General features: G+C 60.2%; 20 protein-coding genes. 9 read left to right on the top strand and 11 right to left on the bottom strand.

What is annotated here, in order from left to right; translation table 11 throughout:
- Nucleotides 1–48: 48 nt before the first annotated feature.
- The 8 genes from AAEO81_RS26445 to AAEO81_RS26410 all read right to left on the bottom strand — a co-directional run bounded on the left by AAEO81_RS26445 (nucleotide 49) and on the right by AAEO81_RS26410 (nucleotide 7760).
- Nucleotides 49–843 (bottom strand): ABC transporter ATP-binding protein, encoded by a 795-nt coding sequence (locus tag AAEO81_RS26445; protein WP_166597045.1) that lies wholly within the window; start codon nucleotides 841–843, stop codon nucleotides 49–51.
- A 34-nt stretch (nucleotides 844–877) separates the two neighbouring features.
- Nucleotides 878–1666 carry an ABC transporter permease gene (locus tag AAEO81_RS26440; RefSeq protein WP_341959949.1) on the bottom strand — a complete coding sequence of 263 codons (789 nt, stop codon included), beginning with the start codon at nucleotides 1664–1666 and terminating at the stop codon, nucleotides 878–880.
- Entirely contained in the window at nucleotides 1663–2574 is a 912-nt protein-coding gene (locus AAEO81_RS26435) for an ABC transporter permease (RefSeq protein ID WP_341959948.1), read from the bottom strand. Before AAEO81_RS26435 ends, AAEO81_RS26440 begins: the two co-directional genes overlap by 4 nt.
- A 4-nt stretch (nucleotides 2575–2578) precedes the next feature.
- A complete protein-coding gene (locus tag AAEO81_RS26430; protein WP_341959947.1) occupies nucleotides 2579–3697 on the bottom strand; it encodes an ABC transporter substrate-binding protein in 1119 nt (372 codons plus the stop codon).
- Between the two features lie 34 nt (nucleotides 3698–3731).
- Nucleotides 3732–4643: a TauD/TfdA family dioxygenase gene (locus AAEO81_RS26425; protein WP_341959946.1), complete on the bottom strand. Its 912-nt coding sequence runs from the start codon at nucleotides 4641–4643 to the stop codon at nucleotides 3732–3734.
- Nucleotides 4644–4942: 299 nt separating this feature from the next.
- On the bottom strand, nucleotides 4943–5704 hold the full coding sequence (locus AAEO81_RS26420; protein WP_341959945.1) for a hypothetical protein: 762 nt from the start codon (nucleotides 5702–5704) through the stop codon (nucleotides 4943–4945).
- 272 nt (nucleotides 5705–5976) lie between these two features.
- On the bottom strand, nucleotides 5977–6870 hold the full coding sequence (locus AAEO81_RS26415) for an SMP-30/gluconolactonase/LRE family protein (RefSeq protein WP_341959944.1): 894 nt from the start codon (nucleotides 6868–6870) through the stop codon (nucleotides 5977–5979).
- 68 nt (nucleotides 6871–6938) lie between these two features.
- Nucleotides 6939–7760, bottom strand: coding sequence for an NAD(P)-dependent oxidoreductase (locus AAEO81_RS26410; RefSeq protein WP_341959942.1), 822 nt, complete (start codon nucleotides 7758–7760; stop codon nucleotides 6939–6941).
- 330 nt (nucleotides 7761–8090) lie between these two features.
- On the opposite strand from AAEO81_RS26410, the gene AAEO81_RS26405 reads away from it, so the two are divergent.
- The 6 genes from AAEO81_RS26405 to AAEO81_RS26380 all read left to right on the top strand — a co-directional run bounded on the left by AAEO81_RS26405 (nucleotide 8091) and on the right by AAEO81_RS26380 (nucleotide 15356).
- Nucleotides 8091–9035, top strand: coding sequence for a substrate-binding domain-containing protein (locus AAEO81_RS26405; protein ID WP_341959940.1), 945 nt, complete (start codon nucleotides 8091–8093; stop codon nucleotides 9033–9035).
- Between the two features lie 83 nt (nucleotides 9036–9118).
- Complete coding sequence (locus AAEO81_RS26400; RefSeq protein WP_341959939.1) at nucleotides 9119–10630, top strand: sugar ABC transporter ATP-binding protein; 1512 nt, start codon at nucleotides 9119–9121, stop codon at nucleotides 10628–10630.
- Nucleotides 10631–10634: 4 nt separating this feature from the next.
- Nucleotides 10635–11594 carry a ribose ABC transporter permease gene (locus AAEO81_RS26395; RefSeq protein WP_341964628.1) on the top strand — a complete coding sequence of 320 codons (960 nt, stop codon included), beginning with the start codon at nucleotides 10635–10637 and terminating at the stop codon, nucleotides 11592–11594.
- A gap of 189 nt (nucleotides 11595–11783) precedes the next feature.
- A complete protein-coding gene (locus AAEO81_RS26390) occupies nucleotides 11784–12872 on the top strand; it encodes an alcohol dehydrogenase catalytic domain-containing protein (RefSeq protein ID WP_341959938.1) in 1089 nt (362 codons plus the stop codon).
- Nucleotides 12873–13083: 211 nt separating this feature from the next.
- Nucleotides 13084–14616 carry an FGGY-family carbohydrate kinase gene (locus tag AAEO81_RS26385; protein WP_341959936.1) on the top strand — a complete coding sequence of 511 codons (1533 nt, stop codon included), beginning with the start codon at nucleotides 13084–13086 and terminating at the stop codon, nucleotides 14614–14616.
- A gap of 2 nt (nucleotides 14617–14618) precedes the next feature.
- On the top strand, nucleotides 14619–15356 hold the full coding sequence (locus AAEO81_RS26380) for an SDR family oxidoreductase (protein ID WP_341959934.1): 738 nt from the start codon (nucleotides 14619–14621) through the stop codon (nucleotides 15354–15356).
- A 141-nt stretch (nucleotides 15357–15497) separates the two neighbouring features.
- On the opposite strand, the gene AAEO81_RS26375 is transcribed toward AAEO81_RS26380, so the two are convergent.
- A complete protein-coding gene (locus tag AAEO81_RS26375) occupies nucleotides 15498–16514 on the bottom strand; it encodes a LacI family DNA-binding transcriptional regulator (protein WP_341959932.1) in 1017 nt (338 codons plus the stop codon).
- 249 nt (nucleotides 16515–16763) lie between these two features.
- Between AAEO81_RS26375 and AAEO81_RS26370 the strand changes: the two genes are divergently transcribed.
- Together AAEO81_RS26370 and AAEO81_RS26365 are read left to right on the top strand one after the other, a co-directional pair.
- The gene (locus tag AAEO81_RS26370; RefSeq protein ID WP_341959930.1) at nucleotides 16764–17969 is read left to right on the top strand and encodes an MFS transporter; all 1206 of its coding nucleotides are present in this window, start codon (nucleotides 16764–16766) and stop codon (nucleotides 17967–17969) included.
- Nucleotides 17970–17988: 19 nt separating this feature from the next.
- Complete coding sequence (locus tag AAEO81_RS26365; RefSeq protein WP_341959928.1) at nucleotides 17989–18462, top strand: metallophosphoesterase family protein; 474 nt, start codon at nucleotides 17989–17991, stop codon at nucleotides 18460–18462.
- 137 nt (nucleotides 18463–18599) lie between these two features.
- On the opposite strand, the gene AAEO81_RS26360 is transcribed toward AAEO81_RS26365, so the two are convergent.
- Nucleotides 18600–19391, bottom strand: a complete 792-nt coding sequence (locus AAEO81_RS26360; protein WP_341959926.1) for a substrate-binding domain-containing protein — start codon at nucleotides 19389–19391, stop codon at nucleotides 18600–18602.
- 248 nt (nucleotides 19392–19639) lie between these two features.
- Here AAEO81_RS26360 and AAEO81_RS26355 point away from each other — a divergent pair, with 248 nt between their 5' ends.
- Nucleotides 19640–20956 (top strand): PAS domain-containing methyl-accepting chemotaxis protein, encoded by a 1317-nt coding sequence (locus AAEO81_RS26355; protein ID WP_341959924.1) that lies wholly within the window; start codon nucleotides 19640–19642, stop codon nucleotides 20954–20956.
- 102 nt (nucleotides 20957–21058) lie between these two features.
- Here the strand turns inward: AAEO81_RS26355 and AAEO81_RS26350 are convergent, their stop codons facing one another.
- Nucleotides 21059–22582: a Fic family protein gene (locus tag AAEO81_RS26350; protein WP_341959922.1), complete on the bottom strand. Its 1524-nt coding sequence runs from the start codon at nucleotides 22580–22582 to the stop codon at nucleotides 21059–21061.
- Between the last annotated feature and the right edge of the window lie 37 nt (nucleotides 22583–22619).

The raw sequence follows: 22619 nt of genomic DNA, 5'->3' as shown, positions 1-22619 counted from the left end.
CACAGCGCAATCGCGGGCAAGCGCGCTCCTACAGGTCTTCCATCAATCCTATGACAACTCCGCAAAATCACTTAACACATCATCGCGCAGGGCAATGAAACGGGCGTCGCTGCGGTTGCGCGGGCGGGGCAGGTCGATGTCGACGATGCGCCGAATGCGCCCCGGATGCGGCTGCATGACCACCACCCGATCCCCCAGGTAAACCGCCTCGTCCACGTCATGGGTCACGTGCACCATGGTGATCTTTTCCTGCTGCCAGATGTTCTGCAACTCCCGCTGCAAGCGCGTGCGAGTCAGGGCATCCAGCGCGCCGAACGGCTCGTCCAGCAGCAACACGCTCGGGCGATTCACCAGCCCGCGGGCGATGGCCACGCGTTGCGCCATGCCCCCGGAAATCTGGTGCGGGTACGACTCGGTGAAGTCCTGCAGGCCCACCAGATGAATATGCTCGCGCACCGTGTCGCGTTTCTGCGCAGGCGTCAGGGGCGCGTTCTTCAACCCTACAGCGACGTTCTGTTCAACCGTCAGCCACGGAAACAAACGGTGATCCTGAAACACGATGCCGCGCTCCAGCCCCGTGCCCTTGATCGGCTTTTCGTCCAGCAGAATACGTCCGTCAAACTCCTCATCCAGACCGAGGATCAGCCGCAACAATGTCGATTTTCCGCAACCGCTGGCGCCGACGATGGTGATGAATTCGCCGGGCGCGATGTCCAGCTGAATGTTGTCCAGCACCTGCAATTGGGTGTCGCTGCTGGCGCCGGAGAAGCGTTTGCTGATGTTCTCCAGACGCAGCCCGTTGCCTTGCTGGGTGGGGAGAGGGAGCGCTTGACTGGCGGACATTGGGGAATTCCTTTGAAGGTGTGAAAAGGGGAAACTAGCGCGGCGTGATGCCGTAGAGCCGTTGCATGCGTCGTTCGAGGCGGCGAGCCAGGACGTTCAGTCCCCAGCCGACGAGACCGATGATCACCATGCCGAACAGCACCAGATCCATCATGAAATGTTCGCTGCCATCGATCAGGGTGTTGCCGATACCGTCACCCGACACCAGCAGGTATTCAGCGCCGATGGTGGCCAGCCACGAATACACCAACGCCAGGTAAATCCCGGTAAAGATCGACGGCAGCGCAGCAGGGAGCATGACGCCGATCACGGTCTGCCAGCGGCTGAAGCCGTACACCTTCGCCACTTCCAGAAACGCATTCGGCACGTTGCGCAAACCGTCGCAGGTGTTGACCACCACCGGCACCAGCGCGGCGAGGGAGAGGAACACGACTTTCGCGACGTCGCCCAACCCGAACCACACTGATATCAGCGGAATCCAGGCGAACAGGGAAATCTGCTTGAAGGTGTTGAAGCTGGGGCCGACGACGCGTTCGAAAATCCGCGAAAAGCCCAGCAAGCAGCCGAGGATCAACCCGAGCACCGTGCCGATGAAAAAACCGCTGAGGTTGCGCGCCAGACTCGACGAAATCGCCCGCCAGAATTGGCCGGAGGTCACCTGATCCCACGCGGTAACGGCGACCTTCTGAGGCGAAACCAACAGGCCCGAATCGCTCCAGCCCTGATTGGCCGCGAGCCACCAGATCGCGACGCCGACGACGGGCACGACCCAGCCGCGATAACGGTGTTGTCGAGGTCCGTGTGTTGCGGTCAACGAACTCATAGCACCCTCCCTGGCGTCACCGCCCGGCCTTTGTTGAGATGACGCTCAATGACTTCGAACGCCCGGTCGATCAGCAGCCCGACCGTGCCGACTACGACCACCGCCGCCATCACCAGATCCAGCTGAAACAGCTGACGCCCGTAAGCGATCAGGTACCCCAACCCTTCGCTGGAAGCCAGCAGCTCGACGACCACCAGCGACAGCCAGGCTTTGGTGAAGCCCAGCCGAAGGCCGGTGAAAATCGGTGCAACAGCGGAAGGCAGCACGATGTCGGTGACGATTTGGCGCCGACTGAAGCCGTAAGCCTGTCCCACCTCCAGCAGGCGTTTGGGCACCTGATGAAAGGCCTGCAGTGTGCAGAGGGTGACCGGGACCAGCGCCGCGTGGGCGATCAGCACGTACTTCAGTGGCTCGCCGATGCCGAACAGCAGCAGCGCGAAGGGCATCCAGCCCAGCACGGGAATCTGCACCAGTGCGTTGAACGTCGGCAGCAGGTAATCCTCGACGGTTTTGGACAGGCCCATCACCAGACCCAGTGTTACGCCGAGGCCCGAGCCGATGAGAAAGCCCACCAGCACCCGTTGCAGACTCGCCGACGCGTTGAGCCACAGGTCGCCCGTGCTGAGCAGATCCGTCAGTGTTTGCCAGACGTATGCCGGGGGCGGCAGCACTTGCTCGGACAGCCAGCCACGCTCGGTGCCCACGTACCAGAGACCGAGCAGCGCGATGGGCAGCAGCCAGGGCAGGGCAAGGTTCACAGCGCGGGTTTGCCACGCCGGGGATGAGCGTTTAGCGGCCGCCACACGCCGTGGGGCGCGGGCGGGAAAGTTGGGCAGGCGTTCGACCGGCGCCAGCTTTTTCGCGGGCGCCCGGTCTTGGTCGAGTAAAGGTGCGGTGGCTCTGGCCATGACATCAGCCTCCGTTGTTGACGGTTTTATCCGATGACGCCGTGGCCGTGTTCGCCGTGGCTTTGCCGTCTGCGCCGTAAGCGGTCCAGTAGCCTTGCAGCCCCTTGGCTTTCAACGCTGTTTCCAGGTACTTGGTTTCGAACCAGCCGTCGATGGTCACCGGACGTCGAATCATCTTCTCTTCTTTGGCCTGATCGGCGACGGCCTGATAACGCGCCTTGAGGAAGTCATCTACCAGCGGCGAGGCGCTGTCGCGCAGGGTGATGTGGCCGAAGTCCGCTTTGAGCGAGGCCAGCGGCTCATTGGTCTTGGCCCACTCGTTCAACACGGCGTCGCGGTTGCTTTCGTCGGACTCCCACTTGGCCGCATCGACCAGCGTGTTGACGACTTTTTGCACGTTGTCCGCGTGTTCCTTTTCATAGGCGCCGCGAACCACCAGCGCGCACTGCCGGGTGTAGCGCACGTCGTTGTTCGGGTTATCGAAAATAATGTCCACCAAGCCCTGATCCCGCAGCTTGAACAGCTCACGGCCGCCGAACGCGGCATCGACGCCCTTTGACGCCAGCGCGGCCTGACTGCTGCCGCTGTCGAGGTTGATCACTTTCAAATCGCGTTCGGTCAGGCCGTGGTCCGCCAGCAGATTGATCGACACCAGATGGCCGTTGGTGCCACGGAAGACCGCGACTTTCTTGCCCTTGAGGTCTTCAATCGTCTTGATGTCGGAGCCCTTCGGCACCGCGAGATACACGTTTGAGCGCACGCCGATGGCGGCCAGCAGCTTGGTGTCCAGACCGTTGGCGCGACCGACCACTTGCGGCAGGTCGCCTTCGTAGGCGAAGTCGAGTTGCTGGTTCGACAGCGCTTCGTTGACCGCCGGACCCGCGCCTTTGAAGAAGAACCATTGAATCTCGGTGCCCGTGCCTTCGAAGGCTTTTTCCAGCAGTTGCTGGTTGCGCACGATGCCCAGCGGCGAGCCGCTGAAGGTCACGGGATCACCGCCCCCCGCGCTGGCCACGCCGATGCGTAAAACGTCGGCCTCGGCCAAGGGCATCATCAGCAGCGCCGCCAGTGCGGTAGCTACGCTTTTTGTGCTGAATACAGATGTTCGCTTGGCCTTTGCCATGACGGTTTTTCCTTAAAAATGGGGGGGGCGGTAATCAGGCGGCCAGGTGCTTTTTGTCGGCTTCTGTTCGAGGGGAGAGGGTGTCGGGCGTCGGCTTGATCGCCTGGCTGGAGCGCCCATCGACGCCCACCGGAATGTCACCCGCCACGGTGGTGCGGCGCACGATGCGCTGTTCCTGACCGTAGTCGTTGATCGCGATGTGCTGCGTGGCGCGGTTGTCCCAGATCACCACGTCGCCCTCGCTCCAGCGCCAGCGCACGGTGTTGTCGACCTGGGTGATGCGGTCGTGGAACAGGCGGATCAGCTGTTTCGAATCGTTGCTGCTGACGCCCTGAATGTGTTTCACGAAGTGGCCGAGAATCAGGCTGCGCTCACCGGTTTCCGGATGCACGCGCACCAGCGGATGCTCGGTCTCGTAGATCTCGGCGGTGAACTGTTCGCGGTAACGCTTCACGCCCGCTTCGCCGGTGTCCTTTGGCGTCACATAGTCGTAGACGTTGGTGTGCAGGGCACGCAGGTTGTCGGCCAGCGCTTTCAGCGGCTCAGGCAAATCGGCGTAAGCGGCAGCGGTGTTGGCCCATACGGTATCGCCCCCGTACGGCGGAATGACCACGCCGCGCAGGATCGAGACTTTTGGGTAGTCAGCGACGAACGTGACATCGGTGTGCCAGGAGTTGGCGCGGGTCTCGCGGGAATCAAGGTTGAGAATCGCGTGGCTCTGCTCGGCGGAGCGGACGGTCGGGTGTGGCACTTGATCGCCGAAACGACGGGAGAAACTTTCGTGCTGCTCGTCGTCGAGGAACTGTTCGCGGAAGAACAGCACCTTATGTTTCAGCAGTGCCTGGTTGATGAACTCGAAGTCTTGCGCGGAAATGTCACCGGAAAGTTTGATGCCGCTCAACTCGGCGCCAATTTTCCCCGCCACGGGTTTGATCTGAATCGCCATGTCCTGAACTCCTGTTTAGGTTGTTGTGGCTCAGATCATAAAGATATAAATCAGCGATACGCCAATCACTAATCGTCATAAATATAGAAGGAGAGTTTATGCGAGGTGTTTATGAAGATAACAAGACTTCATAAGCTTATTCGAATGTTTGATTTTGGGTTTCAAACAAGTTGCCGTCGGAAACTGTGGGAGCGAATTCATTCGCGATTGGCCAATACAGCCGACAGAGATGCATTGGATGTGCGAATGTCTCGCGAATGAATTCGCTCCCACAGGGGAATCAGGCCTGGCAATCAGTCCTACGTTTGCGGCACATCGTCCTGCATATCCGGGCCTTTCAACGTTCCCAACGACTTGCGCAGCCGACTCGCCAGCGAGCTGCTGCCATGCACGTTGTGGTAGTGAAAAACCGCCGTCGCGCGCAGGGCGTCTTCGGCAACGGGAAGGTTGGTGTGCAGCGAGCGATAGCCCCAGAACAGGTACAGATGGCCCGGCTGCATGGCAATCCGGGTAAACGCCTGAGCGTCGCGGCCGAGTCGGTTTTTCAGGTAGCGCTGTACCCAGCGGTTGTCCACCAAAACCTTGTCGACGAGGTTGCGCAGGTAGCTTTGGCGCAGCGGCCGACGATTGGGCAGCATCAGCAGGTCGCCGCGCTCTCCCGTGTCCGGCATGCACACCGGCAGGATCGTGGTCAGGATGAAAGAGTCGTAATGGAAAATCAGCGATTCGCGACGCCCGCCGTTGCCGGTGAGGCAGCGCAATGTCTGAGTCAACGTCGTGTCGCTGGAACGCTCTCCCGTGGCGCCTGCGACGATGCGGCGACAGAGGTCGATGAAGTCCCGTGAATTTCCCCAGTCGGAGAGCGGTGTGCCCGCGACAGGCTGGCGGCCAGAAAGGGCGACGTAGTCGTTGCCCGCTTCCTCAACGGTGGTCTGTACGAGTGCTTGCAGCTCCATTAATTGCGTCGGACTGGCCCAGTCCGGGAGAACAGCGTATCCGTCACTGTCGATGGCCTTGATCAGGCTGCTGACCTGAGCGTCCGAGAAGGTCGAGTAAGGCATCGCGATAACCTCGTTGCGGGTATCTGAGTCGTTTGATGCCCTCGGACCCAATGCCAGAGATGTACCGATTCAGCGGGCGAGTCGACAGACTAGCAGCTAGCACAGGATTATCTACGTGCGTGGATTAAATATTTCAAAATGTGTGTTTTTTCGCGGATAACGCTGCTTTTGTGTCCGTTTTTGAAACAGATCGGCGCAAAACCGTTTTTCAGAGCGCTCTCCGGGCGTAACGATTTTGTGTCACATTCTGTGTCGTCGCATGAGCGCAAAGGCTATTCCGGGCCAAAAAAAAACGGCTCTTCCAGCCCTTTGACGCCGGGTTGCAGCGCGAACACCCCACCGGCCAGTGGCTGATCGGAAAGGTCGCCACCGGGACGGATCGAGGTCACGAACAACGTGTCCAGGTCACGGCCTCCAAACGCACACATGGACGGCTTTTTCACGGGAACAGACAGTGATCGATCCAGCGTGCCCGCCGGGGTAAAACGGTGGATGACCCCTTCGTCATTGCCGCAGATCCAATAGCAGCCGTCGGCGTCCACAGCGGCGCCATCGGGGCGACCGGGATAGAGGTTCATGTCCACGAACAGGCGCCGATCATGGGGCGTGCCGCTGTCGATGTCGTAATCGAACGCCCAGATTTTCTGCACGTTAGGGTGAGAATCCGAGAGGTACATGATCTTCCCGTCGGGGCTGAAACCCAGGCCGTTGGGAACAATCAGGTCAGTGATTCGAGGCGTGAGCGGTTCGCGCTGATCGCGGCTGTAGCGATACAGCGCGCCGACCGACGACGCAGCGGCCATGTCCATGACCATCGTGCCCGCCCAGAAACGGCCTTGACGGTCACAGCGCCCGTCGTTGAAACGCATATTGGGGCGAGGGTGTTCGACGTCGATCAGTCGTTCGGACGTGAGCGTTCCATCCTCTGCGGGGCGAATCCGAAACAGGCCATCTTCCATACCTGCGAGCCAGGTGCCGTCGCTGTAACTGGCGATGCAGGCGAGCATCTGCGGCGCTTCCCAGCTGTCCGTGCGCTGGTCATCCAGCCGATAGCGATGGAGTTTTTTCGCTGGAATGTCCACCCAATAAAGCGCGTTTTCACGGGCGCTCCAGACCGGGCACTCGCCGGTGGCGTTGCGCGCGTCGAGGATCAGCTCAGCCTGCATCGGGAATATTCCACAAGGTTGAAGAAGGGGCGAACGGCCAACGTCGGGCTGGCCGTTTCAGGGGGGGATTACTGGTCGCCGAAAGGTCCGGACGCCACGAACGCGCCGCCTTGATACACCATCGCCGGGTCATCGGCAGCCGGCGCCGGTTGCGCCTCGACCTTGGCGCGGAACTGTTCGGAGCTGTCTTTGGGCTGGTAGTCCAGATGATTGGCCAGGCGGTTGTCCCACCACACCTTCGCATTGTTGGACGCGCCGTACACCACGGTGTGACCGACATTCGGCGTGAACAGACCGCGCTCGATCAGTTGGGTCAGGTCGTCGTAGCTCAGCCAACTGCTCAGCATTCTGCGGTTCTGCGCTTCTGGGAATGAAGAGCCGATCCGGATACTCACCGTTTCGATGCCGTAGCGATCGAAATAGAAACTGGCCAAGTCTTCGCCGTAGGATTTTGACAGGCCATAGTAGCTGTCAGGCCGCTTCACAGCGCTGGCGTCGATGGTTTCGTCCTGACGGTAGAAGCCGATCACGTGGTTGGAGCTGGCGAAGATCACCCGTTTCACACCGTGCCGACGCGCCGCTTCGTAGAGGTGATAGGTACCGCAGATGTTCGGCCCGAGGATGTCTTCGAACGAGTGCTCAGTGGACACACCGCCGAAATGCACGATGGCATCGACGCCTTCGACCAGATGATGAACAGCGGCTTTGTCCGCGAGATCGCACCGCTGCACTTCTTCGTGAGCGCCAGCAGGGGCCAGATCGGCAATGTCGGAGAGGCGAATGATGGTGGCGTAGGGGCGCAGGGTTTCGCGCAACACTTTGCCAAGGCCGCCAGCCGCGCCGGTGAGCAGCAGACGATTGAAAGGGGGGTGGGCGTTGGATTCGGTCATCGTGAGAAGCCCTTGTTTACGATTTGTTGTTATTGATGTCGTAAGTTGTCGTATGACATGACTAGGGATTATCGGCAGGGGTAACGAAATTTGTCAAACCGCGCCTAAGCCGAGTCGGTGCGCGCTTGCCCGCGATGAAGGGTAGCGCGGTGAGACAGAAAAACCTCCTGCGGCTCTATCGCGGGCAAGCGCGCTCCTACCAAAAACGTCTAAACCCGCTCGATGAGCCTCCATTTTCCCCAGTTGCTAACCCTCATTTTCTCTGCTAATTTCAAAAATGTTAACGATGACATTTCCGCTTAAACAATAAAAACAACGGGATTTTTCGCTATGACAATTCGCCTCAAGAAAGGCTTTTCCACCGTTCTTTGCTCCCTCGCCGTGGCTGTGGCGTGCGCCGGTTCCTTCTCCGTTCAGGCAGCCGATGCTAAAAGCGGCCCGCTGAAGATCGGTGCCTCGTTCCAAGAGATCAATAACCCCTATTTCGTGACCATGAAGGATGCGCTGACCGACGCCACCAAGAGCATCGGCGCAAGCCTGCTGGTGACCGACGCACGTCACGACGTCTCCAAGCAGATCAGCGACATCGAAGACATGCTGCAAAAGGGCATCGACATCCTGATCATCAACCCGACTGATTCGGTAGGCGTGCAATCCGCCGTGAAGCAGGCCCATGACAAAGGCGTCGTGGTGGTGGCAGTGGACGCCCAGGCGGACGGTCCGCTGGATTCTTTCGTCGGTTCGAAGAACTACGACGCGGGTGTTCAGGCCTGTGAATACCTCGCGACGAACATCGGCGGCAAAGGCGACGTCGGCATTCTCGACGGCATTGCCGTGGTGCCGATCCTCGAACGCGTACGTGGTTGCAAGGACGCGCTGGCCAAACACCCGGACATCAAGATCGTCAGCATCCAGAACGGCAAGCAGGAGCGTGATCAGGCGCTCAGCGTGACCGAGAACATGCTTCAGGCGCAGCCGAATCTGAAAGGCCTGTTCAGCGTCAACGACAACGGCTCCCTCGGCGCATTGGCGGCGATCGATTCCAGCGGCATGGACGTCAAGCTCACCAGCGTCGACGGCTCACCCGAAGCCGTGAAGGAAATCCAGAAGCCGAACAGCAAGTTCATCGCCACCTCGGCGCAATATCCGCGCGATCAGGTGCGCCTGGCGCTGGGCATCGCACTGGCCAGGAAATGGGGCTCGCAAGTGCCCAAGGCCATCCCCGTCGACATCCTGCTGGTGGACCAGGCCAAGGCCAAAACCTTCAGCTGGTGACGGAACTGTCGCTGTTCGCCTGACGGTTTTTGCGTTGGGCGAACGGCGCGGATCTGAGCAACGTTTGCTTCGACGAGGTGCCCATGAGCTGCCTTCTGCAACTGGAAAACATCTGTAAAAGCTACCCCGGCGTGCACGCGCTCAAGTCGATCAATCTGTCGGTCGAGCGCGGCGAAATTCATGCCCTCCTGGGCGAGAACGGCGCGGGCAAATCGACGCTGATGAAGATCCTCGCCGGTGTCGAGCATCAAGACAAAGGCTGCATCCTCATCGACGGCGCCGAGCAGCATTTCGCGACCTACAACGAAGCCATCGCGGCGGGCATCGGCATCGTGTTTCAGGAATTCAGCCTGATCCCGTACCTCAACGCGGTGGAAAACATTTTCCTTGGCCACGAAATCGTCAACGGTTTCGGCCTGCTGCGTAAAGGCGAGATGCGCGAGAAAGCCATCGCGCTGTTCGACCGGCTCGGGGTGAAGATCAACCTCGATTGCTCGGTGCAGCACCTGAGCGTGGCCGAGCAGCAGTTCGTCGAGATCGCCAAGGCGCTGGCCCTCGAAGCGCGCCTGCTGATTCTCGACGAACCCACGGCGACCCTCACACCTTCCGAAGCCGAGCTGCTGTTCGGCATCATGCGCGAGCTGAAAAATCAGGGCGTGGCGGTGATTTTCATCTCCCATCACCTCGAAGAAATCTTCCAGGTCTGCGACCGCATCAGTGTGCTGCGCGATGGCGCCAATGTTGGCGCGCTGACCGTAGCGGACAGCGACATCGACACCCTCGTGGAGATGATGGTCGGGCGTCGTCTGGAAGCGAGCTTTCCGCCCAAACCCACCCAGCCGCTCGGCGACGTGGTGCTGCAAGTGCGCGACATTCAGCTGACCCGCAACGGTCCGCACAACAGCTTTGATCTGCACAAGGGCGAGATTCTTGGTTTTGCCGGGTTGGTCGGCTCAGGCCGCACGGAATTGGCCTTGGGCGTGATCGGCGCGCTGCCAGTTGTCAGTAAGGACGTGCTGTTGCGTGGCCAGCCGGTCAACCTCAGCGACCCCGCTCATGCGCTCGCCAACGGCATCGGCCTGCTGCCCGAGAGTCGCAAGAGCGAAGGGCTGATCGTCGATTTCAGCATTCGCGAGAACATTTCGCTGAACAACCTGGGCAAGTACGAAAGCGCCGCGCATTTGCTCGACCGGCATAAGGAAGATGCCACCACCACCGAGCTGATGAAGCAGCTGTCGATCAAGGCGCCGACCTGCGAAAGCCGCGTGCTGAACCTCAGCGGCGGCAATCAGCAGAAGGTGGTGATCGCCCGCTGGATCAATCACCACTGCGACATTCTGATCTTCGACGAGCCGACCCGTGGCATCGATGTGGGCGCGAAAGCGGAGATCTACACCCTGATGCGCAAACTCACCGAACAAGGCTTCGCGATCATCATGATCTCCTCGGAACTGCCGGAAATCATCGGCATGTGCGATCGCGTGGCCGTCTTCAACAAGGGCGCCATCGTCAACGTGCTGCAGGCGAGCGACATCAATCCCCAGGAAGTGATGCGCCATGCCACCGGGAGTCTGAACAGTGAACACGTCCATTAAAACCATGACTGCACAACCCAACCGCATGAAGCTCAACTTCGCTCAACTGATCCGCTCGCCGGCGTTTTACCCCTTCGTCGGGCTGGTGGTGGTGACGGTCTTCATGATCTTCGCCAGCGACAAATTTCTCACCGGCGCGAACCTGGAAAACATCGCGCGACAGGTCTCCATCAACGCGATCATCGCCGTGGGCATGACCTGCGTGATCCTCACCGGGGGCATCGATTTGTCGGTGGGGCCGGTCATGGCGCTGTCCGGCACGCTGACCACGGGCTTGATGGTCGCAGGCGTTCCGGCGCCGATCGCGATCCTCATCGGCTTGCTCATCGGTGTGGGCTTTGGCGTGGGCAACGGCATCTTCGTCGCGTACCTGAAAATGCCGCCGATCATCGTGACCCTCGCGACCATGGGCATCGCCCGCGGCCTGGGCCTGATGTACACCGACGGCTACCCGATTTCCGGGATGCCGGACTGGTTCGCCTGGTTCGGTCGCGGCACGTTATTCGGCATTCAGGTGCCGATCCTGATCATGCTGCTGACCTACTTCTTCGCGTGGGTGCTGCTGCAGCACACGCGGATCGGGCGCTACGTCTACGCCATCGGCGGCAACGAGGAAGCGGTGCGCCTGTCCGGCGTGCGGGCGTCGCGCTTCAAGCTGCTGGTGTACTCGATCAGCGGGCTCACGGCGGCGATTGCCGGTCTGGTGCTGTCGTCGCGTTTGATGAGCGGCCAGCCGAATGCCGGGGTCGGTTTCGAGCTGGACGCCATTGCCGCCGTGGTGTTGGGCGGCGCGTCGATTGCCGGTGGTCGCGGCGTGATCATCGGCACGCTGGTCGGGGCCATGCTGTTGGGTGTGCTCAACAACGGATTGAACATGCTTGGCGTGTCGCCTTACGTGCAGAGCGTGATCAAGGGCGGAATCATTTTGCTGGCGATTTTCATCAGTCGGCAGCGGCATAAGTAAAGGTGTGGGGATTGGTCTGGCCCTATCGCGAGCAAGCTCACTCCTACAGGTTTCATGCATGGACGCCGCACCGCCTACCAACTGTAGGAGTGAGCTTGCTCGCGATGCGGCCAGAGCGGCCACCCACGAATCCGAATTGAAATCAGCGGCCACGATCCGCATCCGAACATCTCACACAGGTAACCCGACATGGAAACAAGCACAAAAACCACCATGCAAGCCGTCGTCTGCCACGCGCCAAAAGACTACCGTCTGGAGCGCATCACCAAACCGGTAGCGCGCATCAACGAGTTGGTCATCCGCATCGGCGCCTGCGGCATCTGCGCCAGTGACTGCAAATGCCATTCGGGCGCGGCGATGTTCTGGGGCGGCGAAAGCCCGTGGGTCAAGGCGCCTGTGGTGCCAGGCCACGAGTTCTTTGGCTACGTGGATTCAGTGGGCGAGGGCGCTGAAGAGCACTTCGGCGTGAAGGTCGGCGACAAGGTCATTGCCGAGCAGATCGTGCCTTGCGAGAAGTGCAAATTCTGCAAATCCGGCAAGTACTGGATGTGCGAAGTGCACAACATTTTCGGCTTCCAGAAAGACGTTGCCGAGGGCGGCATGGCGCAGTACATGCGCATTCCAAAAACCGCCATCGTGCACAAGATTCCTGAATCCGTTTCGCTGGAAGACTCGGCACTGATCGAGCCGATGGCCTGCTCCATTCACACCGTCAATCGTGGCGACGTGCAGCTCGACGACGTGTTGGTGATTGCCGGGGCGGGCACGCTGGGTCTGTGCATGGTGCAAGTCGCCGCGTTGAAGACGCCGAAGAAGCTGGTGGTCATCGACATGGTGGATGAGCGTCTGGAACTGGCGAAGAAATTCGGCGCCGACGTGGTGATCAACCCGAGCCGTGACAACGCCCGCGAGATCATCAACGGCCTCACCGACGGCTACGGCTGTGACGTGTACATCGAGACCACTGGCGTGCCGGTCGGCGTGACCCAGGGCCTGGACTTGATTCGCAAACTGGGACGTTTCGTCGAGTTCAGCGTGTTCGGCGCCGAAACCAGCGCCGACTGGTCGATCATCGGTGACCGCAAGGAACTGGACGTGCGCGGCGCCCACCTCGGACCGTATTGCTACCCGATCGCCATCGACCTGTTCGAGCGTGGACTGGTCACCTCCGAAGGCATCGTCACCCACGACTTCGGCCTGGATGACTACGCTGAAGCGTTCGAACTGGCAAATTCGACCAAGTCGATCAAGGTGCTGCTCAAGCCGGTGAATGGTTGATAGCAGCTTCTGCCCAAAGGGCGTGGGAGCCGGCTTGCTGGCGAATGCGTCAGATCAGGCACTTTTGAGGTGGCTGAACCTTCGCCTTCGCCAGCAAGCCGGCTCCCACAGTTAGAGCGCGATCCTCTGTGGGAGCGGATTCATCCGCGATGGCGTCGGTGCGAATGCCGAAGATCCAGCGATTCAACCAATAACAAGAGAGCGCACGAAGATGGAATACGTCATTGGGGTCGACATCGGCACCCAGAGCACCAAGGCATTGCTGGTGGATGCTCAGGGCCGGATCGTCGCGCAGCACAGTCACGGCTACAAAGTCGATACGCCCAAACCGCGCTGGGCTGAACAATGGCCGCAGGTCTGGCTCGATGCGGTGGAAATCTGCGTCGCCGCCTGCATGGCCAAGAGCGGCGTGCCGAAAGACAGCGTCAAATCCCTCTGCGTCAGCAGCCTGTATGGCGGCTCCGGCATCGCCGTCGATGCGCAGATCAAACCGCTTTACCCCTGCCTGATCTGGATGGACCGCCGCGCCGAAGAACAGGTTGCGTGGGTCAATCAGAACGTCGATCTCGAACGCCTCTACGCGATCACCGGCAACTCGGTGGACAGCTATTACGGCTTCACCAAAATGCTCTGGCTCAAGGACAAACAACCCCAAATCTGGGCCGACACTCGCTACCTGCTGCCGCCTAACAGCTACATCAACTACTGCCTCACGGGTGAAGTCGCGGTGGATCACAGCTCGGCGGGCAACATCGGCGGCGTCTACGACGTCGAAGCGCGAAGCTGGTCGGCGGAGATGCTCGACGCACTGGGCATTCCTCAGTCGATGATGCCCGAACGCCTCGTGCATTCCGGTGACGTGGTCGGTGACCTGCTGCCGGAATGGGCCGAACGTCTGGGCCTGCAGGCCGGCATCCCGTTGCTCGGCGGCGGCGTCGATGCAGCGATGGCGACCTTCGCGGCGGGCGTCACCCAAGCGGGCAACCACGTGGCCATGATCGGCACCAGCATGTGCTGGGGCTACCTCAACCAGCAGGTCGATGCGCGCCATGGTCTGGTGAGTTTTCCTCACGTCTTCAACGGCGCGAAAGACCTCTACATCTTTGGCGGCGCGATCACAGCAGGGGCTTCGGTCAGCTGGTTTCGCGAGCAGTTCTGCCAAGCCGAAGAACAGCAGGGCCGCGAGACCGGCGAGGACAGCCACGCCATCCTCGAACGTGCCGCGACGAAGATTCCCGCAGGCAGCGACGGCGTCCTGTTCCAGCCTTATCTGATGGGCGAGCGCAGCCCCGTGTGGGACCCGAAAGCCAGCGGCAGCTTCGTCGGCCTGACCCTGTTCCACAGCCGCATTCATCTCTATCGCGCAGTGCTCGAAGGCGTGACCTTCGCGTTGCGGCACAACATCGAGGCAGGCACCAAAGGCGCGCAATCGCTGGACCCGCAGCTGATCGTGGTCGGCGGCGCAAGCCATTCGGACCTGTGGATGCAGATCATCGCCGACGTCACCAACTTCCCGGTCTACACCATCGTGCAGGAGGTCGAAGCGGCGCTCGGCGCGGCGCTTCTGGCCGCCCACGCGGTGGGGTTGGTGGACGAGGCGCAAGTGCACAAAGGCTGGGTTCGACTGGAACGTCGCGCCGAACCGCAGGCGGAAAACGTCGCGCTGTATTCGCGGCTTTTCGCCGATTACGTGGCGCTGTACCCGGCGCTCAAACCGATCATGCATCGCCTTCAGGGAGCGTGAATGTGAACACCGCACAGTTTGATTTCAGCGGCCAGCGCGTGCTGGTGACCGGCGCCACCAGCGGCATCGGTCGCGAGGTCGCGCAGCAACTCTTGGCCAGCGGCGCCGAGGTGTATGCCTTGGGTCGCGACGCGACGGCGTTGCTGGACATGGCCGATCAGGGCTGCCACGTGTTGCGAGTGGATGTGGCAGATCATGCGCTGCTGGCCTCGCTGCTCGCGGAGTTGCCGGTGATGAACGGGCTGGTCAACTGCGCGGGCATTTCCATCCTCGAAGCGGCGACCGAGGTCAGCGCAGCGGCGTTCGATCAGGTCATGGCGGTTAACGTGCGGGCGTCGGCGATGGTGGCCGGAAGCGTGGCCAAGGCGATGATTGGCGAGGGTGTGAAAGGCAGCATCGTCAACGTGTCGAGCCAGGCGTCATTGGTGGCGTTGGACGATCACCTGAGTTACTGCGCCTCCAAAGGCGCGATGGACGCCATGACCCGTGTGCAGTGTGGTGAGTGGGGCAGGCACGGGATTCGTGTTAACAGCGTCAACCCCACCGTGACCCTCACGCCGATGGCGCAAATGGCCTGGAGCGAGCCGAGCAAGCGTGACCCGGCACTGGCCGCGATTCCGTTGGGGCGGTTTGCTGAAACGGCGGAAGTGGCGGCACCGATCCTGTTTCTGTTGAGTGATGCGGCGTCGATGATCAGTGGGGTGTCGTTGCCGATTGATGGGGGGTATACCAGCCGGTAACAATGTGAACACCGACCCTCTGTAGGAGTGAGCTTGCTCGCGATGAGGGGGAGCAGCAAACGGATGCGTCACTGACACTCCGCTTCGCGAGCAAGCTCACTCCTACAGGGGCTATGTTCGGCATGAGTTCGGCGGGGAAACTCAGCCCGCCGCGCCATTCTCCAACTCTCCCACAATCACCACCTTCGCCTTCGGCAAGAACCGATCCTGAATCCGCTCCAACAGCAGCTTCACTGCACTGCTCCCGGCCCGCGACGCATCGTGAGCGATACAGGCAATCGGAATGCCGAAAATGTCCGCGAAGGGCAGCCTGTCGATGCCGCAGATGGGCAGGCTGTCATGGGCGATGCCGCGATCCCGCAACGCACGCATGGCGCCGAGGGTGATCAACTGGTTGAAGCCGAAAATCGCGTCTGGCGCGGCGTGTGTGCTGAGGTAATCCAGAGTGCTCCGGTGCGACGGCTCAAGGGTGTAATCGCCTGTGAACACATCCAGGTGCACGTCTTTGCCACTCTCGGCCAGCGCCGCTTTCACGCCCTTCAAACGCTCTTCGGAAATCCGCGAATGAGCAGGGCCCGTCAGCACCAGCAACCGTTGTAATTCCGGGCTCTTCGCCAATAGATAGCGCGCGCCTTTCAGGCCGCTGTGGAAGTTATCCAGCACCACATGGCTGAACGGGCTGCCGTGCAGTGCGCGGTCCAGTTGCACCACCGGAATGTCGCCGTTGCTCAAACGGCTCAGGTATTGAGGCTGGTATTCGGGCTCGTCCGACACCGGTGACAATACGATGCCCGCCACGCGATAACTGAGCAGCGTGTCCACCGCCTTGCGCTCCAGCTCTTCCGAGCCATCGGTGTCCACCAGCATGATCGTGTAGCCGTGCTTCTTCGCCTCGCGGGAAATCGCCTTGATCATCTCGCTGTAAAACGGGTTGTCCACCGACGCCGTGATCACGCCGATGATCATGCTTTCGCTACGTTTCAGGCTGCGGGCGAAGGCGTTGGGCACGTAGTCCAGCTCGTGGGCGACTTCGAGGATGCGTGCCAGCGTGGCGGGCTTCACCAGATCGGGTTTGTTCAGCGCACGGGACACGGTGACCGGGGTCATGTTCACGCGGCGGGCAATGTCGGAAATGGTGACGGGGGTCTTTTTGCTCATGAACTTCGGGCAGCCTTGGATCGGGACAACACGCGGGCGACGTCGGCAGTGTCTGATTGCGCAAGGCTAGCACGATGAGGGGCGGCAGAGGTCACACGACTGGAAGGAATGTTATCGTTTTCATCGCTGGCCTGATCGGTTCATCCGGACTGTCGGCCGCATCGCGACGCTTTCCTGAAGGAAAGCTTTTCGACGTTTTGTATGCAATCCGTCCATAATGTGTGTCCGTTTCTTTCGATTGGAGGGTTCATGACCTCGCCCGCATCGCCGTCTTCCCGTGACTTCTTCATCGCCGCCGCGGCCTTGCTGATCACCATGGTCGGCACGACCTTGCCTACGCCGCTGTACGCGATCTATCAGGCGCGACTGGGGTTCGACGCGAGTTGGTTGACGATCATTTTTTCGATCTACGCCGCCGGTGTGATCGCGGCCTTGTTGGCCGTGGGGAGTTGGTCCGATCAGTTGGGGCGTCGGCCGCTGCTGTTCGCCGGGCTGTGCATGGGGGTGATCAGTGCGCTGATTTTTCTGTTTTCCGACTCGATTGGCGGGCTGCTGATCGGGCGCCTGTTTTCGGGTTTTTCAGCGGGAATCATGACCGGCACCGCGACGGTTGCTGTGATCGAGCTGGCGCCGAAAACCTGGAAAAACGCCACGCTTATGGCGACAGCGGCCAACATGCTGGGTCTGGGACTCGGGCCGATGCTGGCGGGCTTCACGTCGCAGCACCTGGCTGATCCGCTGCACCTGATTTTCTATGTCCATCTCGCGTTGTTGCTACTGGCAACACTCGGCGTGGCGATGATTCGGGAAACGGTGGAGCGGCCTGCGCAACGTCGATTGTCCATTCAGAAACCGTCGGTTCCGGCGTCGGTGCGCGGCGTGTTCATCTCGGCGTCGATTGCCGGGTTGGCGGGTTTCAGCGTGGCCGGGCTGTTCACCAGCATGGTGCCGTCGGTGATGATCCACATCATGGGTATCCACGGTGGTTTGCTGATTGGTGCGGTGAGTGGGCTGTTTTTCGTGGCTTCGATCATCGGTCAGGCATCGTTGCAGTGGCTGCCCAAACCGTCGCACATGACACTGGGCTGCGTGGGTCTGATCCTGGGGATGATCTGCCTGGGACTCGGCATCGCCACAGCGCAAGTACTGCTGTTGGTGGGCGCGGGTCTGTTTGCGGGCATTGGGCAGGGGATGATACTGCGTGCGGGCATGGGCGCCGTGACGGCCAGCAGCCCGCCGCATCAGAAGGCCGCAGTGACGTCGGCGTTTTTCGTGGTGCTGTACATCTCGATTTCCGTGCCGGTGGTCGGCGTCGGGTTCAGCGTGCGGGCGTTTGGCTTGCCCCATGTCGGCGAGTTTTTCGCGTCGCTTGTGGCGTTGGTGGCCGTGGTCGCGATGATCTGCATGAAGCGTGTGCAGGCCCGCCAGACCGCTGTGGCCTCCCTTGGAGGGTGAGCGATGGAGAGGGTGAGCGATGAGCGTTAAAGTTGGCCTGATCTCAGACACCCACGGACTGCTGCGGCCTCAAGCGTTGGAGGCGTTGCAGGGGTGCGACTACCTGATTCATGGCGGCGATATCGGCAAGCCGGAGATTCTTGAGGCATTGAGGAAGATCGCGCCGCTGACCGTCGTGCGAGGCAACAACGACACCGACGAAGCTTGGGCTGCGGACGTACCGTTCGAGGCGGTGCTGCGGATTGGCGACGTCGGGATTTACGTCACCCACATCCTCGCCGACGTGCCTGAAACGTTGCCGCCGGACATCCGGGTCGTCGTCACCGGCCACTCCCACAAGCCGCTGCAACAGCTGCGTCACGGTGTGCTGTTCATCAACCCCGGCAGCGCAGGGCCTCGGCGCTTCAAATTGCCGATAACGGTGGGCGTGTTGCACCTCGACGGGCTTGAGGTGCGGGGGGAGTTGATTGAGCTGGATTTGGGCCAGGGATGAACGAAACCTGTAGGAGCGAATTTATTCGCGAGACGTGTGTACAGCCGATAAATCTGCGTCGGATGTACTGGCCTATCGCGAATAAATTCGCTCCTACAGGGAAATCACTCAGATGATGAACCCCAGCCCGCCTTCAATCACTTCGCAATCGGGTCCAGCCCACTCGCCTTGATCGCGGGAGCTGCCGCCGACGAACTCAAAAACTCCAGAAACTGCCTGGCCTGTTCCGGGTGTTTGCTTTTGGCCACAACGCCCGCGGAGTAAAGGGTCATCTGCTGCGCTTGATCGGGGATCAGGCCGATGATGTCGATGCCGTCCACCGGCTTCAATTCGCTCAGTTGCTGGAAGCCGATTTCTGCATCGCCGCGGGCGACCACTTCACCCACCGGTTCAGCCGGGATCATGTGGCTCTTGCTTTGAATGCGGTCAGCGATGTGCATCTGATTGAACAGCACGCGGGACAGGTAAACGCCGCTGGCGCTGTCGGAATAGGCGATGCTTTTGGCGTCGAGCAGGGTCTGCTTGAAGGCTTCCATGGTGCTGATGTCAGGGTGCGGCGCGCCGTGTTTCACGGCCATCGCGATGTAGGATTTGCCCAGGTCCACGCGGCTCTTCGGATCGACCTGGCCATCTTTAATGAGCTTGTCCAGCGCAGCGCCCACCATCAGCACCACGTCGGCGGGTTCCTGGCGAGCGAGGCGGTTCGGGATGGCCTGTGGGGTCGCGCCCATCGACGGCGCGACCTCGCCTTGCAATTTCACGCCCACGCGTTGTTCGTAGTCCGGGGTAACAGCTTTGAAGGCGCCCATGATGCCGCCGGAGCTGAGAATGGTCAGTTGGACAGGGGCCGGAGGGGTGGCCGCCTGGACGAAAGCCGCTGGAATGAAAGTGACGGCGGCGCTCAACAGATAAGGCAGAATTTTTTTCATGAAAATGAACCTGACAGTTTGAAAAGTGGCTCTGACGAAATAAAAGCAGCGCGGGCAGTATGTGGCAATTGTACGATGAGTAAATCCCTTTGTTGCGATCATCGTTTCACAGACGGCATTTTCGGGCGCAGGTTCATTCGCCCGAGACGGGCTGAAAAACGCTGCTTCGACGCGTTTAAGCTCAAGAAACCACGGGCCAGGCCGATGCTGAGGACGATCCCCTTCATCTCTCTGGAAGTTCGTCTTTCATGTTCAATAAACGTTTGAAGCAAGAGTTGGCCGCGCTGCGTGAAGAACTTTCATCGGTGGAGCAGGTGAGGAGCAGTCTGGACAGCGAAATGCTGTGCATGCGCCTGGATGCGCAGGGTCGTATTGAGTCCGTCAATAACAACTTTGAAAAGGAAATGCATTACCGCAGCGCTGATCTTGTCGGGCGTTCCATCGAAGAGTTGGCCCCCGCTCACGTCAAAAGCCTTGATATCTTTCAGCGCGTGAAATCCGCCATCAGCCGAGGCGAGCATTTCAGCGGCGCCTTGCGTCTGCTGCGTGGCAATGGCCAAGAAGCCTGGCTGCGTTCGATCGTGCAGCCGGTACGCGATGGCAGTGGAAAAGTGGCGTATTTCACGATCCACTCCAAAGATCTGACGCGCACCATCGAAAACTCCCGCGAGCACGAAAACCTGATCGAAGCGCTGCAGCGCTCCACCGCTGTGATCGAGTTCAACCTGAATGGCGAAGTGCTTGCCGCCAACGAGCGTTTCCTGGGTTCGATGGGCTACTCGCTCACGCAGATCCTGGGTCAGCACCACCGCATTTTTTGCGACCCCCAAGAATCCGGCTCTCCGGAATATCAGGCATTCTGGGACAAACTCCGTCGGGGCGAATTCGTCACCGGTCGTTTCAAACGCGTGGACAGCCGGGGGCGTGAAGTCTGGCTCGAAGCGTCGTACAACCCGATCACCGACGCCCATGACCGCCTGTACAAAGTGGTGAAGTTCGCCACGGTCATCACCGATCAGGTCAACCGGGAAAATGCGGTGGCCGAAGCCGCCAACATTGCCTTCAGCACCTCGCAGCAAACGGACAGCAGCGCGCAGAAAGGCGCAGCGGTGGTTCAGCAGACGGTTGAAGTCATGCGAGAGCTGGCCGGACACATGGAACAGGCCGCTGATCGCATCTCGGCGCTGGACAAGCAATCTCAACTGATCGGCTCTATCATCCAAGCCATCAGCAGCATCGCCGACCAGACCAACCTGCTCGCCCTCAACGCTGCCATTGAGGCGGCCCGGGCCGGCGAACAAGGCCGTGGGTTTGCCGTGGTCGCCGACGAAGTCCGCCAGTTGGCCTCGCGCACCAGCAAAGCCACCGAAGAAATCGTCGGTGTGGTGAAGCAGAACCAGGTACTGGCTGAACAGGCGGTCAACGTGATCATCAGCGGCAAGCAACAGGCGCAGCAGGGCCTGGAGCTGGCAGGTGAGGCCGGGTCGGTGATCGTGGAGATTCAAGACGGCGCGCAACGGGTCGTGAGCGCGGTAGGGCAGTTCGCGAATCAACTGTCGAGCTGACTCGTCAAAACGGTTAAAGCGCTGCCGTTTTTATTAGAAAACGGCATTGCGTATTTAAAATCGTTAAAAAGCCGCCGGCTTCTCTGTCCAGGCGGCTTTTTTTTAGCCGAGGAAACGCTTCACCACCGCGGCAATGTCGGCCTGGATAGCGTCATCTTCCAGCAACGGATATTGCTTGATGAGCTTATTGCCGACCTGACCCTCTGACTGATGGATCGAGCGGATGATGCGGTCGATGTCCGCATCCGGCCCCTCGAAGATGTTCTTGATCGCAGCGCGTAACAGCTGGTGGTTGCGCAGAATGCAGGCCTCATCGCGCATCTCTTTTTCGAGGGTCACTCGGATGACACGTGCCAGGTATTCAGCATGTGCCGTGAGGTCGATGTAGCGCCACGCCGGAGCGGTCGTGGCGAATCCGTCGTAATGAAGGTTCGACTCCATCCCGTCAGCGTATTTTTCAAAGCCTTCGAAGCGTACGTCAGGCTCGATCGATTGCATCAGCGGCCGCGAGAATTCGTCGAGTACCTGATCGTAATTCTGCGGGCGCAGAGTGTGGTCTTGCATCACGGCAGAGACAGGGAGGATGTAAGGCGCAGGCACGGCCTTGTCCCGTCGCAGAATGTCATTGATCAAAAAACGCGAGATACGGCCGTTGCCGTCGCTCAACGGGTGGATGTAAACGAAACCGAAGGAAATGGCCGCGGCGCGCAAGATCGATGAGCCGCCGCGGGTATTGATTTCGAGTGCCTGCAGCCCTTCCAGCATCGATCCGACGGCCTGCCAGTCGGGGGCCAGGTAATGCAGCACATTCTGGAAACCTCGGGTCTGGCCTACAAACACTGGCGATTGGCGAATGCCATAGGACAATGCGCGAGGGCCAAGGATCGCCTGTTGAAGGGCCGCAATCTCGTCCTGCACCAAAGGTGGGGTGCCGACGCCGCAGCGTTGCTCCATCACCGCCGCGAAGCGTTTGATTCGATCAGCCTGTTGCTCTTCGTGCTCGATGGCGAAGCTGGATTTGCTTTCCTTGATCGTCAGCCACACGGCGCTACGTAGCAGCGTATCGTGGCCAAACTCCACACCCAATTGGGTCAATGCGTCGTTGAGGTCGTAGTCGATCAACCCCGCCAGCGTGGGAGTGATGTGGATGATCGGACAGAATCCAGAGGTGCCGGGAAGGTTGTCGACGATGCGCCAGCGGGCATCGCGAGCAGGCTTCTCACTCACCAAATAATGGCGGGAGTCCAGAAACTCGATGTAATTGCCTTTTTCCAGATCGGGAGACGAGAGCTTGGGGTTACCCAACCACTCGTACAAAAAGCAGGCTTTGCGGGCGTATTGACCCGTAGGCTCGGACGAAATCCAGCCTTCGAGTTCAGTGGGATCGATGACGGCAAAGAGTCTGGCCAGAAACTCCAAATGAACAGGCTCGCGTTTGAAGGCGAACGTCAGGTGCTCGGCCAGCGTCGGGCCCGGTTGATATTGGGCAGGGAAGGTGCGTTCGAGAACGCCGTCGATGAGGCTGTCTTTGCGTACGCTGGCAATCACACTGCGGACTTTGAACGGTTGGCAGGGCGTGATTTTGTAAGTCTGGGCGAGCCAGGCGTATCCGGCAAAACTGCGCATGAGGAGGTCTCAAAATCGTTTTGGAGCCCTCATTATT

This window comes from Pseudomonas sp. RC10 (genome assembly GCF_038397775.1).
Classification (GTDB): Bacteria; Pseudomonadota; Gammaproteobacteria; order Pseudomonadales; family Pseudomonadaceae; genus Aquipseudomonas; species Aquipseudomonas bambusae.
The sequence above is the reverse complement of the archived record's forward strand: the minus strand, read 5'-3'. Positions and strand labels throughout refer to the sequence as shown.

Bases quoted from the DNA above. Each gene is read 5' to 3' on its own strand.
- AAEO81_RS26415 (WP_341959944.1), bottom strand. From the start codon at position 6,870: ATGCAGGCTGAGCTGATCCTCGACGCGCGCAACGCCACCGGCGAGTGC.
- AAEO81_RS26360 (WP_341959926.1), bottom strand. From the start codon at position 19,391: ATGAAAAAAATTCTGCCTTATCTGTTGAGCGCCGCCGTCACTTTCATT.
- AAEO81_RS26350 (WP_341959922.1), bottom strand. From the start codon at position 22,582: ATGCGCAGTTTTGCCGGATACGCCTGGCTCGCCCAGACTTACAAAATC.
- AAEO81_RS26435 (WP_341959948.1), bottom strand. From the start codon at position 2,574: ATGGCCAGAGCCACCGCACCTTTACTCGACCAAGACCGGGCGCCCGCG.
- AAEO81_RS26375 (WP_341959932.1), bottom strand. From the start codon at position 16,514: ATGAGCAAAAAGACCCCCGTCACCATTTCCGACATTGCCCGCCGCGTG.
- AAEO81_RS26365 (WP_341959928.1), top strand. From the start codon at position 17,989: ATGAGCGTTAAAGTTGGCCTGATCTCAGACACCCACGGACTGCTGCGG.
- AAEO81_RS26410 (WP_341959942.1), bottom strand. From the start codon at position 7,760: ATGACCGAATCCAACGCCCACCCCCCTTTCAATCGTCTGCTGCTCACC.
- AAEO81_RS26385 (WP_341959936.1), top strand. From the start codon at position 13,084: ATGGAATACGTCATTGGGGTCGACATCGGCACCCAGAGCACCAAGGCA.
- AAEO81_RS26425 (WP_341959946.1), bottom strand. From the start codon at position 4,643: ATGGCGATTCAGATCAAACCCGTGGCGGGGAAAATTGGCGCCGAGTTG.
- AAEO81_RS26405 (WP_341959940.1), top strand. From the start codon at position 8,091: ATGACAATTCGCCTCAAGAAAGGCTTTTCCACCGTTCTTTGCTCCCTC.
- AAEO81_RS26400 (WP_341959939.1), top strand. From the start codon at position 9,119: ATGAGCTGCCTTCTGCAACTGGAAAACATCTGTAAAAGCTACCCCGGC.
- AAEO81_RS26420 (WP_341959945.1), bottom strand. From the start codon at position 5,704: ATGCCTTACTCGACCTTCTCGGACGCTCAGGTCAGCAGCCTGATCAAG.
- AAEO81_RS26430 (WP_341959947.1), bottom strand. From the start codon at position 3,697: ATGGCAAAGGCCAAGCGAACATCTGTATTCAGCACAAAAAGCGTAGCT.
- AAEO81_RS26395 (WP_341964628.1), top strand. From the start codon at position 10,635: ATGACTGCACAACCCAACCGCATGAAGCTCAACTTCGCTCAACTGATC.
- AAEO81_RS26355 (WP_341959924.1), top strand. From the start codon at position 19,640: ATGTTCAATAAACGTTTGAAGCAAGAGTTGGCCGCGCTGCGTGAAGAA.
- AAEO81_RS26445 (WP_166597045.1), bottom strand. From the start codon at position 843: ATGTCCGCCAGTCAAGCGCTCCCTCTCCCCACCCAGCAAGGCAACGGG.
- AAEO81_RS26440 (WP_341959949.1), bottom strand. From the start codon at position 1,666: ATGAGTTCGTTGACCGCAACACACGGACCTCGACAACACCGTTATCGC.
- AAEO81_RS26370 (WP_341959930.1), top strand. From the start codon at position 16,764: ATGACCTCGCCCGCATCGCCGTCTTCCCGTGACTTCTTCATCGCCGCC.
- AAEO81_RS26390 (WP_341959938.1), top strand. From the start codon at position 11,784: ATGGAAACAAGCACAAAAACCACCATGCAAGCCGTCGTCTGCCACGCG.